The following is a 15466-nucleotide window of genomic DNA, read 5'->3' on the forward strand; positions in this document are numbered from 1 at the left end:
TTGCATGTTTGCACGTATTCTTACATACCACCGGTATCAGACCGGCCGTATGCTACCCGTGACGATAGTGGCACCAAATTCGCGCATTAAAGTCTGCACGAAATTGTCGCCTTGTATGGATTTTTCTGCCTGTTGCTGACGCACTTCGCGATCAGCCACAGCCTGTGCGTTGGCAGTATGCTCAACGGCACCGATCTCTGTTTCTACCCGTATGGTTTTTTCAAAACGCTCGGACAGTGCGGCACTGAGTTTCTCAACACTACCAGCAGACAGAAGCGTCGCCAAAGGCAGGCGCAGGCGGAATACATGAGCATTACCATCCTGCTTGCAACTGACCAGTTCACTTTGCTGCGTCATTTGCTGCGCTACGCCGCGTACTGGCAAGCTGGCTGCAAGCGCAGGCCAATGGCCATCCCAGTTCAACTCAGGGACTGGCGCATTCGCTATCAGGCGGTCAGCATTCAGGGTGATCGATTCTCTGGGCTTGATCACTTCTGCAGCAGCTTGCGGTTCCTGATCAGCAGTTGCTGCAGTGTCAGCAAGCACGGCCACTTCAACTGGCGCGACCTGCTCGTGCTGCACAATGGGTGCAGGAGCCATCACTCGTGGTGGCATCGCCGGTTTTGCAGGCTCTGCATCGAAGAACATTTCCTCATCCCAGGGCGGCGGCATATCGTCCATACCCATGGATTGCATGTCCTGTTCGGCAATCAAAGGTGCGGGTGCAGACACAGACTGGGCAGGCCTGACTACCGGCTGCGCCGATGGCGGCGCTACTTTGACTGACGGTGTTGCAACAGGAGCAACGGGCCTGACCGGAGCTACAGGTGAGACTGGGGCCACAGGGGTCACAGGTGCAATTGCAGCTTTGTCTACTGGTGTAACTTCGGCAGCAGGTTTTCCAGCTGGCGTGCCATTCTTGGTATTTGCGCGTGCCGCAGCCAGGGCTGCCAGTACCGGGCTGACACGTGTGCCAGCCGCAGGTGCGCTGGCGGGTGTCTCGGTATTATCCAGTACAGCCGGTTTCGGCACTTCTGCCGGAGCGCGTGCAGGCATCGCTACCTGCACTGTATTTACTACAGGTGCAGCACTAGCAGCACTGCTGGAAGCTGCGGGACTAGAAACAGGGCCTGAACGCGCAGGACTTTGTGCAGATGGCGCATTGTTCACAGTATTAACTGGCAATGCAGGTCGTCCACCAGCCGGTGGTGTACTGGCAGGCGGCTGCGCCCATTGTTCACCACTGACAGGCTTGAAGGCCAGCATACGCAACAGCGTCATGCTGAAGCCTGCATATTCATCAGGTGCCAGTGCGAGTTCGTTACGGCCATGCACGGCAATTTGATAAAACAGTTGCACTTCTTCTTTGGCAAAGCTTTGTGCCAGGCGCAATACCTGTTCACGCTCAGGAATATCCTCTGCCACTGCAGCAGGCACCATTTGCGCCACGGCGATCTGGTGCAGCAAACTGCCCAGGTCTTGCAGGGCAGCTTTGTAAGACAAGCTGCGCGCTGCCATTTCATCGGCAACATCGAGCAAGGCCTTGCCATCCTGGGCCAGCAAGGCATCCAGCAGGCGTATCAGATAAGACTGGTCCAGCGCACCCAACATGCCTTGCACGGCATCGAGGCTGACTTTGCCAGCAGCATAGGCAATTGCCTGGTCAGTCAGCGACAAGGCATCGCGCATGGAGCCATGGGCACCCTGTGCCAGCAAACGCAAGGCAGGCAATTCAAATTCGATTTGCTCTTGCCCCAGGATGTTTTCCAGATGACCAATGATATGGCCAGGTGGCATTTGCTTGAGATTGAATTGCAGGCAGCGTGACAAGACGGTGACCGGGATTTTTTGCGGATCTGTCGTTGCCAGAATGAATTTGACATGCTCAGGCGGCTCTTCCAGCGTTTTCAACATGGCGTTGAAAGCGTGGTTGGTCAACATGTGCACCTCGTCTATCATATAGACTTTAAAGCGCGCATTGGACGGGGCATAAATCGCCTGCTCCAGCAGCGAAGCCATTTCATCGACGCCACGGTTAGAGGCGGCATCCATTTCTATATAGTCAACAAAGCGTCCGGCATCAATCGCCGTACAGGCTTCGCAAACACCGCAAGGATGGGCAGTGATGCCGGTCTCGCAGTTAAAGGATTTGGCCAGTATGCGTGACAGCGTCGTCTTGCCGACACCGCGGGTACCGGTAAACAAATAGGCGTGATGCAGCCGCTGCTGCTCTAGCGCATGCGATAAGGCACGGACCACGTGCTCTTGCCCCACCAGAGTTTCAAAACTCTTGGGGCGATATTTTCGGGCGAGGACTTGATAGGACATCCCGCGATTTTACCTTATTCGGGCGCTCTGATCAGTGATTTGCAGATATCCCAACACCAAGTTTTTCATCTGAGCAAGAAATTCAGGCTCTTGCAAGCTTTGTGGGGATAACATCAGGGTCTGGTACAAGACACCGTAGACAGCCGCATGGACTATGGCCGGGCTGGCACTTGGGTAAGCTGCACGGTCTGAGCTTGCCGCAAAAGCAGACTCCCAGATATCAACAACCTGCCCGTACAGCGCACTGTAGGCTTCCATATTAGAAATCTGCCGCTCAAGGAAAATCAGGGCAGACCACTCCTCGGTCTTGTCGGCATGCAAAAGAATGATGCGCTCCAGCAGATCTGTCACGATGTCCTGCAAAGGCTGACCATGTTGCAACTCTACCCAGATGCGCATCTGCGCACCGATATTCTTCATGCGCTCATGGATGCAATGAGCCGCTATCGACTTCTTGCCAGGGAAGTATTCATACAAGGTACCCAGACCGACGCCTGCGACCAGGGCGATATCGCGCATGGTCAGATCGGCATAGCTTTTTTCGACCAAAAGCCGAACAAAGGCATCGAGGATTGCCAGTTGTGTCATTTTAGAGCGTTGCTGCACTGGCTTGCGGCGTAATTTCAAAGGGCTGGCAGTCTCGCTCATGGTGTTTCTTGTTTTATAAGTTCAGGTACTTGGGGGGACGCTAAAAGGCGAACATCTTGATTACTTCATCAGACTACACTATCCACTTAATTACTTCTTTAGAGGCTGTTGCAAAATTAAGCTGGCCAGGCGTTGCCGACGCAGACAGTACTTTAGTACCGGGTCTTAGATCCGGGAGGCACAACAACGCCAGGTTAATTTTTCAACGACCTCGTCGCTTACCCATATCAATGAGGCACATATGCAGTGGCAAACCCATGAAATAAGCAATCAGGTCGCAGACCTGCAAGATTACAATATTTTCACTAGTGATGCCGTTCTAATGACCAGTCTGGCGCAGTATCAGGCTGACTGGTATCAAAACACGCTGACAGAATCCGGACAAGAGTTGGGCAGCAGCGCTGTGCTGGAAGCTGCTGCGCTGGCCAATACGCATTTGCCCCAGCTGCATACTCATGACAGACAAGGCAAGCGCATAGACAGGGTAGATTTCCATCCAAGCTGGCATCAGTTATTGGGAATATTGCGCAAGCAAGGCTTGCATGCCAGCCCCTGGAGTCAGCCGCGCATGGGTGCACATGTTGCCCGTGCAGCCGGTTATTTCATGCAGTCACAGGTGGAGTCTGGTTCCTTATGTCCCAGCACCATGACTTTTGCCTCCATCCCCGTGCTGCAAAATGAAGTTACCCTGTTTGCTGAGCTCAAAGACAAGTTGTATTCGCTGGAACACGATCCGCGCGACTTGCCGATAGCTCAGAAAAAATCCATCCTGATAGGCATGGGTATGACGGAAAAACAGGGCGGCTCGGATGTACGCACCAATACTACCAAGGCCGTGGCGCTGGGTGTTGAGGGACGAGGCCAGGCCTACGCACTGACCGGCCACAAATGGTTTTTCTCGGCCCCCATGTGCGATGCCCATCTGGTCCTGGCCAAAACCGAAACCGGCTTGTCATGCTTTTTCGTGCCACGCTGGCGTCCTGATGGCAGCAAGAATGCGATCCTGGTACAAAGGCTGAAAGACAAGCTGGGTAATAAATCCAACTCCAGCAGCGAAGTTGAATTCCAGAATGCCTATGGTGTCATGGTAGGCAATGAAGGCCGGGGCATACCAACCATCATAGAAATGGCCAACCTGACCCGGCTTGATTGCGTCATCGGTAGCGCTGGCCTGATGCGACAGGCGCTGGTGCAAGCCATCCATCATGCACGCCACCGCACGGCTTTCGGCAAAAAGCTGGCAGATCAGCCTCTGATGCGCAATGTACTGGCTGACCTGGCACTGGAAAGTGAAGCAGCAACCCGCCTCATGCTGCACCTGGCAGCGGCACTGGATGCACCAGATGACGCCTTGCAACGCGCCTGGAAACGCATCATGACGCCTGCTGCGAAATTCTGGATATGCAAGCGTGCACTGGAATTTACCGGTGAATGCATGGAAGTCTGGGGTGGTAATGGCTATGTTGAGACGGGCCCCATGGCGAGGTTATACCGCGAAGCACCCGTCAACTCCATCTGGGAGGGCTCAGGCAATGTCATGTGCCTGGACGTCTTGCGCGCCATGGAAAGAGACCCGGAAGGCTTGCAATTGCTGTTGCAATTATGGAGCAATTCAGCATCTGACCAAGTCAGGCAAATGGTGCAGGAATTACAGCCAGACCTGGCATCAACAGAATTCAGGGAAATGAATGCCCGCCGCATTACCCAGAAATTGGTACTGACGGCACAGGCTTTTCTGATGGCTGAATATGCTGAAGGAGATATCGCTCTCGCCTTTATACAAAGCCGCACAGATGCTGAATGTGGTCGTGTATATGGAAGCTTGCATGGACAGGCAACGAACACTTTGCTGGAGCGTATTATCACCCGCTCATTCATTTACTAAAAAAATCAATTCACCTGCAGGCCGCCAGACATTACTCAGTTTGTGCGGTCTGCTTCGGCTCCCTTGTTTTTTCCCTCTCCAGGAAAAGACGATCCCGGCTACGCAACTCTTCCCTGAGCGCGGCCACTTCTCTACTCAAGTGGCGTATATCAGCATGCAATTGTTTTTCCAAATTTGCCTCTTCTTCCTCCACAAACAAGGCGGCAATATTGGCCGTTACGATGGAAAACATGGCATAACCAAGCAAAACGATGAAGACGGCAAATATCTTGGACGCGGGTGTAGATGGAACGATGTCCCCATAACCCACTGTGGCTATCGTCGTAAAAGCCAGCCAGACACCATTTGCATAGCTATGCACATTGGGTTCCAGCCAGTAAAACCCGGCACCTGCAGAACTTAGCATCAGCAAGGCCAGCACTATCATCTGCACCAGATGACTGGGTTTCATGTGCTGTAAAACCAGGGTGGCAAGACGCAGCAGAATGACTGCTACCAGCGCCAGGCGCAGCAGCCATTCCAGCGTACCCCACGCCTCTCCGGCAAAAATGACGCTCAGCAGGCAACCAGCGATAATCACGCCATCCAGTGCCAGCTTGCCACTACGCCTTTTTTGACTCCTGTTCTTTTGCCATTGCAGGCCAGTATCAACCAGCATTAACAATGCTGACGCCGCATACAGGCTGCGCCCTGCCAGCTCAGTCATGTCAGTAGTACCACCCAGCACCAGATAAAATGCCGGAATGGTCAACAGCAAACCCGCCAATAACAAGGGACGGGTAAGCCAGGTCCAGAAGCGTTGGGTCACTGGAAATTTCATTGTATTTTCACCAAAAATCTCATCAAGACGAACACGCGACAGCATCTGTGGAGCCTGAATCCTGCTTTATCGCTTTTTGGCAATCATCATTGGAAAAAATTGAGTGCATCTTGCGATGGCGCAAGTTTTATAGAAAATCGAAGAATAAGCGGAAGAAATTGCGGTAAAAAAATCAGGCAGGCAAGTAAAGCCATGCCATAAAATAAAAGCCGCTTGCCTTAAAGGCAAAGCGGCTTTTATGGTTTTACAAGCAGCTTGGAATGCTGCGATTTTAGAAAGCAGCGATTCCAGTCTGAGCACGGCCCAGTATCAGCGCGTGGATATCGTGCGTGCCTTCATAGGTATTGACGACTTCCAGGTTCACCAGATGACGGGCAATGCCAAACTCATCAGAAATACCATTACCACCCAGCATATCGCGCGCAGTGCGGGCGATATCCAGGGACTTGCCGCAAGAATTACGCTTCATGATGGACGTGATTTCAACTGCTGCCGTACCTTCATCCTTCATGCGGCCCAGACGCAAACAACCTTGCAACGCCAGCGTGATTTCTGTCTGCATGTCCGCCAGTTTTTTCTGTACCAGCTGATTTGCTGCCAGTGGGCGGCCAAATTGCAGGCGGTCCATGGTGTATTGGCGTGCCGTATGCCAGCAGAATTCTGCCGCACCCAAAGCACCCCAGGCGATACCGTAGCGGGCGGAGTTCAGGCAAGTGAACGGGCCTTTCAGGCCTTCTACATTCGGCATCAGGTTTTCTTCCGGCACGAATACTTCATCCATGACGATTTCACCAGTGATGGAAGCACGCAGGCCTACCTTGCCATGAATGGCCGGCGCAGTCAGTCCTTTCCAGCCTTTTTCCAGAATAAAGCCACGGATACGGCCATCATCTGTTTTTGCCCAAACCACAAAGACATCAGCAATAGGACTATTGGTGATCCACATCTTCGCGCCACTGAGGGAATAACCACCTGGCACAGTCTTGGCACGGGTAACCATGCTACCTGGGTCAGAACCATGGTTAGGTTCAGTCAGGCCAAAGCAGCCTATCCATTCACCCGTCGCAAGCTTGGGCAGGTATTTTTGTTTTTGTGCTTCACTGCCAAATTCATTGATAGGCACCATGACCAGTGAGCTTTGTACGCTCATCATGGAACGGTAACCAGAATCAACGCGCTCCACTTCACGCGCCACCAGGCCATAGCAGACATAGTTCAAACCAGCGCCGCCGTATTGCGTAGGAATCATGGAACCCAGCAAACCAAGCTCACCCATCTCACGGAAAATGGCTGGATCAGTTTTTTCATGACGGAAAGCTTCCAGTACCCGCGGTGTCAGCTTTTCTTCGCAATAGACACGTGCGGCATCCTGCACCATGCGTTCTTCATCGCTGAGTTGCGAGGACAATAACAAGGGATCTTCCCAACTAAATACAGCCTTGGCCATCTGTTTCTCCTGATTTGAATATGTACCGTTATATATTTATTTACATGCCACTTTTCTACATTAAGAAGTGACATGTCTGGTTTTATGCAACTTTATCCTGTTACCTGATGTGGCAAATGCAGCAAGGACAAACCCAGTTGCGCCCTGCGTACCAGCCAGGGGCTGGGGCGATAGCGCGGGTCACCAGTACTGGCATACAAGTTCCGCAAAACCAATAGTATACGCGAAGTGCCGAGTTTGTCGCCCCAAGCCAGAGGGCCTGCCGGATAAGCAAGGCCTAATACCACTGCCTTGTCGAGATCTTGCGGGCTGCAAATACCCTGCTGGGCTATGTCACTAGCGATATTGATGATGGTCGCCAAAATGCGCTGAACCACGAAACCGGCACTATCTTGTATCAGGCTGACACCCTGCCCGCTTTTTTGCAGCAGGGACTGGCATTGTGCTGCCAGGTTTGCATCTGTAGCGGGATTCATCATCAGGCTCAAATGCCCCTGGCAAGCAGTCAGTGCATCTATGCCAAGAGTACGGCGGGCATCCAGCCCCGTTCTTGCTACACAGGTGCTGACATCTTCGCCATAAGGGCTGACTATGCACAGTGCATCTGCAGATGGCTGCCCACCATTTTCAACCATAGCGCCGCAACGCTCAAACAAGGCAAGCAGTGCTGGCACCGCATCCGCGTTTTCCTGGCTGATCCATACTGCCCCAACCCAGGCAGGCAGTTGCTCAGGAACAGGTGGTACATCCTGGTTGCCACTATAAGTATAAAAACCGCGTCCAGTCTTGCGACCCAGCACACCTGCATGTACACGCTGCGCAGTGATGACACTAGGGCGATAGCGTGGCTCTTCATAATACTGATGATAAATCGCTTCCATGACCGGATGCGATACATCCAATCCAGTCAGGTCCAGCAATTCAAACGGCCCCAGCTTGAAACCTGCCGCTTCACGCATGATCTGGTCTATCTGGCGGAAGCTGGCGACATTCTCTTGCAATATCCGTAGTGCTTCCGTGCCATAACCGCGGCCTGCATGATTGACGATAAAGCCAGGTGTATCCTTGGCACGCACGGGCAAATGGCCGGTTTGTGTGGAAAATGCCATGAGCTGCTCTGCGACTGCAGCATCGGTCAGCAAACCATCGATGACCTCAACCACCTTCATCAAGGGGACAGGATTAAAGAAATGCAGCCCCGCGACACGCTCAGGTATTTTTGTACCAGCCGCAATGGCGGTCACTGACAAAGACGAAGTATTGGTCGCCAGTATGCAAGCGTCGCTGACGATGGCATCAAGTTGCTGGAACAAAGCACGTTTAACATCCAGCTTTTCAACAATTGCCTCTACCACCAGATCGCATTTGGCCAGTTCCTGCACGCTATTGACAACTCGCAGGTTTTCTACAGCGTGCTGATATTGTTCTGCGCCAAGTTTTTCCTTATTCAGCATTTTTTGCCATTGTTCGGCAATCAACTGGCTGGCTTTGCTGGCGGCATCTGCCTGCACATCAAACAAGAGCACACAAAAACCTGCCTGTGCCGCAATTTGGGCGATGCCGCGCCCCATGGCGCCAGCACCGACAATACCAACAACAGCAATACTGGTCTTCATATTTACTCCGGTACGATGGCGGTAACTTCTATCTCTACCCTGGCTCTGTCTTCTATCAAGCCAGCCACCTGCACGGCAGTCATGGTTGGGTAATGGCGGCCTATGATATCGCGATAGGCTTCGCCAACTTCTTTATAAGCGCCTACATATTCTTTTTTATCGATGACATACCAGGTCATGCGCACGATATGCTCGGGTTTCGCATTTGCCTCCGTCAACACTTCAACGATATTTTGCAAGGCTTGCCTTACCTGGCCTGCAAAATCGTCGGTCTGAAAGGTGCATTGAGCATCCCAGCCCACCATACCGCTGACGCACACAGTGCGACCAGTGGCAGAAATGCCATTCGAATAGCCACGTGGCCTGGCCCAGCCTGGGGGTTGCAAAATGTCCATCATCTATCCTTTCATTGATGACTTTTCACAGCCTTAAGCTTGAAAAGTCCATTATGTATATATCTTATATATCGCAATACTTCAGCATGGCGTTACGCAATTCATCGGGTATCACTACCGCCTTGCGCAATTTCAAATCCATCATGACCAGCACCAACTTCGCTTTCAGGCGCATATCCTGTTGCGGTCCGCTAAAGCAAATTTCCAGTTCGACTGAAGTCTTACCCAGTTTCGTTACAACTAATTCTGCCAGCAAGCTTTCACCCAGTTCTGCTGGTTTGATGAAATCGGTTTCCAGATGCACGGTCGGCAAACCTATGCCACGCGCAATATGCATTTCATGGAAACTACAAGCCAGGCCCTGCGTGCACCAGTCTTCGACGACGCCATTTATCATTTCAAAATAGCGCGGATAAAACACGATGCCCGCCGGGTCGCAATGGGCAAAGCGTATAGCTAATTCAGCGGTAAAAATCATAATTAAAGCTCATGATGCGGCAAACTCTTTCAGCAATTCACGACCTATGATCAGTTGCTGCACTTCTGTCGCCCCTTCATAAATACGCAGGGAACGGATTTCACGGTACAGGCGCTCTACCGGCACTTCGCTGACGACACCCAGGCCGCCAAACATCTGTACCGCTGCATCTATCACTTGCTGCGCACCTTCTGTCGCAGTCAGTTTGGCCATGGCGGCTTCTTTGGTGACCTTCCGCCTCTGGTCTCTTTGCCAGGCAGCGCGGTAAATCAACAGGGCTGAGCTGTCTATGGTCGTAGCCATCTGCGCCAGCTTGGTCTGGGTCAGTTGAAAATCTGCCAGGGTCTGGCCAAACATTTTGCGTGTCGTCACTCTGTGCATGGCTTCATCCATGGCACGACGGGCAAAGCCCAAAGCTGCTCCTGCTACGGATGTACGGAAGATATCCAGCGTCGCCATCGCTACCTTGAAGCCCTGCCCTGCCTCGCCCAGACGCTTTGTTGCCGGGATGCGACAATTAGTGAACTTCAGGCGTGCCAGCGGATGTGGAGCAATCACATCGATACGGTTGGCAATTTCAAAGCCTGGCAGACCAGCATCAACGATAAAGGCAGTGATGCCACGTGCACCCGGTGCTTCGCCAGTGCGGGCAAACAATACATAAAAGTCAGCGATACCACCATTGGAAATCCAGGTTTTTTCGCCATTCAAGACATAGTGACCGCCATCTGCATCAGCGACAAATTCCGCAGCACATTGCATGGCCGCCACATCAGAACCGGCTTCAGGCTCGGACAGGGCAAAAGCAGCTATCGCCTCGCCTTTGGCGACCTTGCTCAGATAATTTTGCTTTTGCACTTCCGTACCATGCAAGCTGATAGCACCAGAACCGAGCCCTTGCATGGCAAAGGCAAAATCTGCCAGGCCAGAATGACGGGCCAGGGTTTCGCGTATCAGGCAAATGGCGCGGGTATCGATGACATCAGCATTGCCGCCATAAGCACTGCCACCTATGGCATTCCTGAGCCAGCCAGCCGCGCCCAGTTGTTTGACAAGATCGCGACAAGCCTGATCTACATCCGCAGAATGATGATCGGGCAGGCTTTCCGCAGACCAGGCATCCAGCGTGCGTTGCAACTCTCGGTGCTTGTCTTCAAAGAAGGGCCAGTCCAGGTAGCTGGTGTCAGACATCATATGCGTCATGCTCAATCCCCTTCAAAGACAGGTTTTTGCTTGGCAACGAAAGCATGATAGGCACGATGAAAATCGTTAGTCATCATGCATATGGCCTGGGCCTGTGCTTCGGCTTCTATGGCTTCATCAACACCCATATTCCATTCTTGCTGTAGCATTTTCTTGGTCATGCCGTGCGCAAAATTCGGACCTTCGGCCAGATTTTTTGCATAGGTCTGCGCTTCTGCCAGCACGTCTTCTGGTGTCGCCAGGCGATTGAAGAAGCCCCAGCGTTCTGCTTCTTCGCCAGACATTGAGCGTCCGGTATACAGCAAATCCGAAGCCCGCCCCTGCCCTATGATGCGTGGCAAAATAGAACAGGCACCCATGTCACAGCCAGCCAGACCTACGCGGGTGAACAGGAAAGCAGTCTTGCTACGTGCCGTGCCTATGCGTATATCAGAAGCCAGCGCCAGGATAGCACCTGCGCCAGCGCAGACGCCATCAATCGCCGCGATAATCGGTTGTGGACAAGCGCGCATGGCTTTGACCAAGTCACCCGTCATGCGGGTAAAGCTCAGCAAGCCCGGCATGTCAAGTTTGGTCAACGGGCCGATGATTTCATGCACATCACCACCAGAACAAAAATTCTCGCCTGCACCAGTAATGACAATGGCCTTGACATCGTCGCCATACGCCAAAGTGCGGAACAGGTCACGCAACTCAGCATAAGAATCAAAGGTCAGCGGGTTTTTGCGTTCTGGGCGGTTCAGGGTGATGGTGGCAACGCCAGCATCTACGGCATAGGTAAAATGCTGTGCTGCATAGTTTGCCAGTTGCTGGCGATTGCCAGGTAAATCCTGCGGATGTCCGGGTAGGTATTTCATATAGCTTGTTCCTGCTCAGGGTTATTGTCCACGTTGTTGTCCAGACTGTTATCGACGCCAGGTTCGTGCAAATGCGTTTTCACTTGAGACAACAATTCAAATAATTTGCTTTTCTGTTCTGCCTGCAAGCCAGAAAACATATCGGCTATCCATGCCTCATGGACAGCCGCCATACGTTTGAAGGCACGGCGGCCAGCGGGCGTCAGCTTGACGCTGTAAGCACGTCTGTCTTTGAGATCGGCGACACGGGTCACCAGTTTTTCCTGTTCCAGTTGATCAGTAATGCCGGTGATATTGCCGCCAGTGACCATCATACGCTTGGATAACTCACCCATGCGCAGACCTTCTGGATGCCGTTCAAGTTGCGCCATCAAATCAAAGCGTGGCAAGGTGATCCCGAATTCGCTGCGCAGACGGCTACGGATTTCACCTTCTATCATCACGGTGCAAGACAGCATGCGTAACCACAGACGCAAGGACTGATGGTCATCTTGCGTCAAGCGGGTTTCCATGTCGAACACGGGGTTACTGTCTTCTTTCATACCTGATCTTGTCTGCTCTTCAGATTTCATCACATCACTTCGCCACCAGCCACTGCAATGGATTGCCCATTCATTGCCGACGCACCGTCCATGCATAGCCACAACACCGCATCCGCGACCTCTTGCGGTTGCACCAGGCGCTTTTGCGGGTTACCTGCAGCGAGTTCAGCTTTCGCCTGTTCTTCAGTTCTACCGGTTTTGGCAACGATATTGGCAATGGCTTCCTTGACGATATCGGTTTCGGTATAACCAGGACAAACCGCATTCACCGTCACGCCTTTGGCTGCAACCTCCAACGCCACTGCCCGCGTCAGACCTATCACGCCATGTTTGGCAGCGCAATAGGCAGAAACATAGGCATAGCCCTTCAAGCCTGCCGTACTGACTACATTGACGATACGGCCCCAACCCGCTTCCAGCATGGCGGGTAAGGCTTGTTGCATGCAAATGAAGCTGCCATTCAGGTTCACGTCCAGCATGCTTTGCCACAATCTGGCATCGGTTTTCAGGAAAGAAGCTGAACTGGCTTGCCCTGCATTATTGATGAGGATGTCGATACGCCCATCTCTGGTCTGCGCTAGCTGGAAAGCTGCTTGTACCGATTCCACATCGCTGACATCCATGACTACATACTGCACTTTGGCATTGGCCAAAGACGCCACTGCTTCTTGCAAGGTCGTTTCACTGCGCCCTGCCAGTGTCACTATCGCCCCTTCGTTGAGCAAAGCTTGTGCTATGGTCAGGCCTATACCCTTGCCACCACCCGTGACCAGCGCATGCCTGCCTTGTAATTTCTCCTGATGCACAACCATGCTCATCCTTCCAGCAACTTGGCGGCAACTTGCTGCGGTGTCAGGCCAGCACTGGCTGCAGCGACTTGTCGGTCACGTTCAAGATTACGTTCCAGCTGCATTTTTCCGGCTACATATTGCTTGGGCCAGGGCATATCATTGAAGCCCAGTTTGGCTGCTTCATGCAAAGTCCAGGCTGGATCAGCCAAGTGTGGTCTGGCGATGGCGCACAGGTCAGCACGACCTGCGGCGATGATACTGTTTGCATGATCCGCTTCAAAAATCGCACCAACAGCGATGGTGGGTATTTGCGCTTCATTGCGTATTCGGTCAGCAAACGGCGTCTGGAACATGCGTCCATACACAGGCTTTTCCTGCTTGCTGACCTGGCCGGACGAGCAATCTATCATGTCGGCACCTGCTGCCTTGAACAGCCTGGCGATGGTGACTGCATCATCTGGCGTAATGCCGCCCTCCACCCAGTCATGCGCAGAGATACGTACGGAGATCGGTTTATCTGCAGGCCAGACAGCGCGTATAGCGGCGAACATTTCAAGCGGATAACGGCAACGGTTTTCCAGTGAACCACCGTATTCATCTTCACGCTGATTGGTCAGTGGCGAAATGAAACTTGATAAGAGGTAACCATGGGCGCAATGCAGTTCCAGCCAGTCAAAACCCGCTTCTGCTGCTGCCCTGGTCGCCTGGACAAAATCATTTTGTATGCGTTGCATGTCTGTTGTCGTGGCCGCACGCGCCATTTGCGAAATTCCGGGCAGGTATTGCTGCTCTGACGCTGACACCAGCGGCCAGTTAGCTTCTTTCAATGGCTGGTCTGTCCCTTCCCAGGCCACGCAGGTAGATCCTTTGGCCCCGGCATGGCCCAGCTGCACGGCAATCTTTGCATCGGTATTGGCATGGACAAAATCGACGATGCGCTTCCAGGCTTGCGTATGTTCAGGTGCATACAGGCCGGGGCAAGCTGGCGTGATGCGGGCATCAGCAGAGACACAAGTCATTTCGGCAAACACCAGGCCTGCACCGCCCATGGCCCGGCCACCCAGATGCACGAGATGATAATCACCAGCCACACCATCGACCGCTGAGTATTGCGCCATCGGTGAGACGACGATGCGATTTTTCAATACCACGTCGCGCAACTTATATGGCGTCAGCATAGGTGGGATCGCTGTTTTTGTTTTGGGTACTGGCAAGCGAGCCCTGGCATACGCCTGCTCCGCTATCCAGTGCTCAAAGCTACGCACGTAAGTCGCATCCCTTACCCGCAGGTTTTCATGCGACAGACGCTGGCTGCGTGTCAGCATGGAATAGGCAAACTGCGGTGCTTCCATGGCGGTATAGCGCTCAACGTTTTCAAACCATTCCATGGAATTGCGGGCAGCGCTTTGTATCTTCAAGACTTCTATGGAACGCAAGTCCTGATAGGCTTCCAGCACGGCATCCATGCCTTGCTCACCATGCTTTTCAAAACTGCGTGCCAGTTCTATGGCATCCTCCAGAGCCAGCTTGGTGCCAGAACCTATGGAAAAATGCGCAGTATGAGCAGCGTCGCCCATCAAGACCACAGGCACACGTTTGTCATTCAATTGATTCCAGTGCACCCAGTTCTTGCAGATGATACGCGGGAACTTGATCCAATTGGCAGAGCCGCGCAAGTGCGTTGCGTTTGACATCAGAGCATTGCCATCGAGATATTTGGCGAACAGGTTTTCACAAAAAGCGATGGCTTCTTCCTGGCTCATTTTATCTATGCCTGCCTTGAGCCAGGTTTCTTCCGGTGTCTCGACGATAAAGGTCGCGGTATCGCCATCATATTGATAGGCATGCGCCTGGAACCAGCCATGCTCGGTTTTTTCAAAGGCAAAGGTAAAAGCCGAGAACAGTTTTTTGGTGCCCAGCCAGACAAAACGGCATTTGCGGGTATCAATATCAGGTTGATAGCTTTGCTCGTAACGGGTACGCACGCGGCTGTTCAAACCATCGCAGGCAATGACAAGATCAGCATCATATTCCAGCGCCAGTGCCTGGTCGTCTGTCACATCAGTTTCAAACACCAGCTTGACATCCAGCTCTTCGCAACGTTCTTGCAGGATATTCAGAAAACGCTTGCGGCCTATGCCGCAAAAACCGTGGCCGCCAGAGGTAACAACCTGCCCTTTGAAATGGGTATCAATGTCATCCCAGTGATTAAAGGATTGCAAGATAGAACGTGCAGTCTGTTCATCGGCATTCACCAGATTACCCAGGGTCTGGTCAGAAAATACCACGCCCCAGCCAAAGGTATCGTAAGCGCGATTGCGTTCGACGATGGTGATCTGGTGCGCCGGGTTTTTCTTTTTCATCAGCAGGCTGAAGTACAGGCCAGCCGGACCACCGCCTATGCATAGGATGTTCATTAAATTACCTTGAAAATTAATTTTTTACTTGACCAATCA

14 protein-coding genes are annotated in these 15466 nt (G+C 52.6%); 1 reads left to right on the top strand and 13 read right to left on the bottom strand.

The genetic code is table 11. The features are described 5' to 3' along the window. Positions 1-36: 36 nt before the first annotated feature. The gene (locus tag AC07OI_RS10330; RefSeq protein WP_495257135.1) at positions 37-2328 is read right to left on the bottom strand and encodes a DNA polymerase III subunit gamma/tau; all 2292 of its coding nucleotides are present in this window, start codon (positions 2326-2328) and stop codon (positions 37-39) included. Between the two features lie 9 nt (positions 2329-2337). Beyond that, a complete protein-coding gene (locus AC07OI_RS10335; RefSeq protein WP_492706109.1) occupies positions 2338-2976 on the bottom strand; it encodes a TetR/AcrR family transcriptional regulator in 639 nt (212 codons plus the stop codon). 241 nt (positions 2977-3217) lie between these two features. Between AC07OI_RS10335 and AC07OI_RS10340 the strand changes: the two genes are divergently transcribed. After that, on the top strand, positions 3218-4861 hold the full coding sequence (locus AC07OI_RS10340) for an isovaleryl-CoA dehydrogenase (protein ID WP_495257136.1): 1644 nt from the start codon (positions 3218-3220) through the stop codon (positions 4859-4861). A 31-nt stretch (positions 4862-4892) separates the two neighbouring features. On the opposite strand, the gene AC07OI_RS10345 is transcribed toward AC07OI_RS10340, so the two are convergent. From AC07OI_RS10345 to AC07OI_RS10395, 11 genes are all read right to left on the bottom strand, one after another. After that, positions 4893-5681, bottom strand: coding sequence for a potassium channel family protein (locus AC07OI_RS10345; protein WP_495257137.1), 789 nt, complete (start codon positions 5679-5681; stop codon positions 4893-4895). Between the two features lie 66 nt (positions 5682-5747). Beyond that, positions 5748-5981 carry a hypothetical protein gene (locus tag AC07OI_RS10350; protein ID WP_495257138.1) on the bottom strand — a complete coding sequence of 78 codons (234 nt, stop codon included), beginning with the start codon at positions 5979-5981 and terminating at the stop codon, positions 5748-5750. Continuing rightward, complete coding sequence (locus AC07OI_RS10355; protein ID WP_162058695.1) at positions 5953-7128, bottom strand: acyl-CoA dehydrogenase; 1176 nt, start codon at positions 7126-7128, stop codon at positions 5953-5955. The genes AC07OI_RS10350 and AC07OI_RS10355 overlap by 29 nt, the downstream gene beginning before the upstream one ends. 92 nt (positions 7129-7220) lie before the next feature. Next, positions 7221-8744 (bottom strand): 3-hydroxyacyl-CoA dehydrogenase, encoded by a 1524-nt coding sequence (locus tag AC07OI_RS10360; protein ID WP_495257139.1) that lies wholly within the window; start codon positions 8742-8744, stop codon positions 7221-7223. A 2-nt stretch (positions 8745-8746) separates the two neighbouring features. Further along, positions 8747-9139: a RidA family protein gene (locus AC07OI_RS10365; RefSeq protein WP_495257181.1), complete on the bottom strand. Its 393-nt coding sequence runs from the start codon at positions 9137-9139 to the stop codon at positions 8747-8749. 64 nt (positions 9140-9203) lie between these two features. Next, complete coding sequence (locus AC07OI_RS10370) at positions 9204-9617, bottom strand: acyl-CoA thioesterase (protein ID WP_495257140.1); 414 nt, start codon at positions 9615-9617, stop codon at positions 9204-9206. Between the two features lie 9 nt (positions 9618-9626). Then, positions 9627-10808 (bottom strand): acyl-CoA dehydrogenase family protein, encoded by a 1182-nt coding sequence (locus AC07OI_RS10375; protein WP_495257182.1) that lies wholly within the window; start codon positions 10806-10808, stop codon positions 9627-9629. Between the two features lie 14 nt (positions 10809-10822). Beyond that, the gene (locus tag AC07OI_RS10380; RefSeq protein WP_495257141.1) at positions 10823-11677 is read right to left on the bottom strand and encodes an enoyl-CoA hydratase family protein; all 855 of its coding nucleotides are present in this window, start codon (positions 11675-11677) and stop codon (positions 10823-10825) included. After that, on the bottom strand, positions 11674-12249 hold the full coding sequence (locus tag AC07OI_RS10385) for a MarR family winged helix-turn-helix transcriptional regulator (RefSeq protein WP_492706280.1): 576 nt from the start codon (positions 12247-12249) through the stop codon (positions 11674-11676). The genes AC07OI_RS10380 and AC07OI_RS10385 overlap by 4 nt, the downstream gene beginning before the upstream one ends. After that, the gene (locus AC07OI_RS10390; RefSeq protein WP_495257143.1) at positions 12249-13037 is read right to left on the bottom strand and encodes an SDR family NAD(P)-dependent oxidoreductase; all 789 of its coding nucleotides are present in this window, start codon (positions 13035-13037) and stop codon (positions 12249-12251) included. Before AC07OI_RS10390 ends, AC07OI_RS10385 begins: the two co-directional genes overlap by 1 nt. Next, the gene (locus AC07OI_RS10395; protein WP_495257144.1) at positions 13034-15427 is read right to left on the bottom strand and encodes a bifunctional salicylyl-CoA 5-hydroxylase/oxidoreductase; all 2394 of its coding nucleotides are present in this window, start codon (positions 15425-15427) and stop codon (positions 13034-13036) included. Before AC07OI_RS10395 ends, AC07OI_RS10390 begins: the two co-directional genes overlap by 4 nt. Positions 15428-15466 lie beyond the last annotated feature (39 nt).

Source organism: Undibacterium sp. GW821-FHT07F11, assembly GCF_059418665.1.

What these genes read in the sequence shown, in the direction of transcription:
- AC07OI_RS10385 (WP_492706280.1), bottom strand. Translation starts at nt 12,249, where the DNA reads ATGAAATCTGAAGAGCAGACAAGATCAGGTATGAAAGAAGACAGTAAC.
- AC07OI_RS10355 (WP_162058695.1), bottom strand. Translation starts at nt 7,128, where the DNA reads ATGGCCAAGGCTGTATTTAGTTGGGAAGATCCCTTGTTATTGTCCTCG.
- AC07OI_RS10370 (WP_495257140.1), bottom strand. Translation starts at nt 9,617, where the DNA reads ATGATTTTTACCGCTGAATTAGCTATACGCTTTGCCCATTGCGACCCG.
- AC07OI_RS10345 (WP_495257137.1), bottom strand. Translation starts at nt 5,681, where the DNA reads ATGAAATTTCCAGTGACCCAACGCTTCTGGACCTGGCTTACCCGTCCC.
- AC07OI_RS10390 (WP_495257143.1), bottom strand. Translation starts at nt 13,037, where the DNA reads ATGAGCATGGTTGTGCATCAGGAGAAATTACAAGGCAGGCATGCGCTG.
- AC07OI_RS10330 (WP_495257135.1), bottom strand. Translation starts at nt 2,328, where the DNA reads ATGTCCTATCAAGTCCTCGCCCGAAAATATCGCCCCAAGAGTTTTGAA.
- AC07OI_RS10335 (WP_492706109.1), bottom strand. Translation starts at nt 2,976, where the DNA reads ATGAGCGAGACTGCCAGCCCTTTGAAATTACGCCGCAAGCCAGTGCAG.
- AC07OI_RS10395 (WP_495257144.1), bottom strand. Translation starts at nt 15,427, where the DNA reads ATGAACATCCTATGCATAGGCGGTGGTCCGGCTGGCCTGTACTTCAGC.
- AC07OI_RS10365 (WP_495257181.1), bottom strand. Translation starts at nt 9,139, where the DNA reads ATGGACATTTTGCAACCCCCAGGCTGGGCCAGGCCACGTGGCTATTCG.
- AC07OI_RS10380 (WP_495257141.1), bottom strand. Translation starts at nt 11,677, where the DNA reads ATGAAATACCTACCCGGACATCCGCAGGATTTACCTGGCAATCGCCAG.
- AC07OI_RS10375 (WP_495257182.1), bottom strand. Translation starts at nt 10,808, where the DNA reads ATGTCTGACACCAGCTACCTGGACTGGCCCTTCTTTGAAGACAAGCAC.
- AC07OI_RS10360 (WP_495257139.1), bottom strand. Translation starts at nt 8,744, where the DNA reads ATGAAGACCAGTATTGCTGTTGTTGGTATTGTCGGTGCTGGCGCCATG.
- AC07OI_RS10340 (WP_495257136.1), top strand. Translation starts at nt 3,218, where the DNA reads ATGCAGTGGCAAACCCATGAAATAAGCAATCAGGTCGCAGACCTGCAA.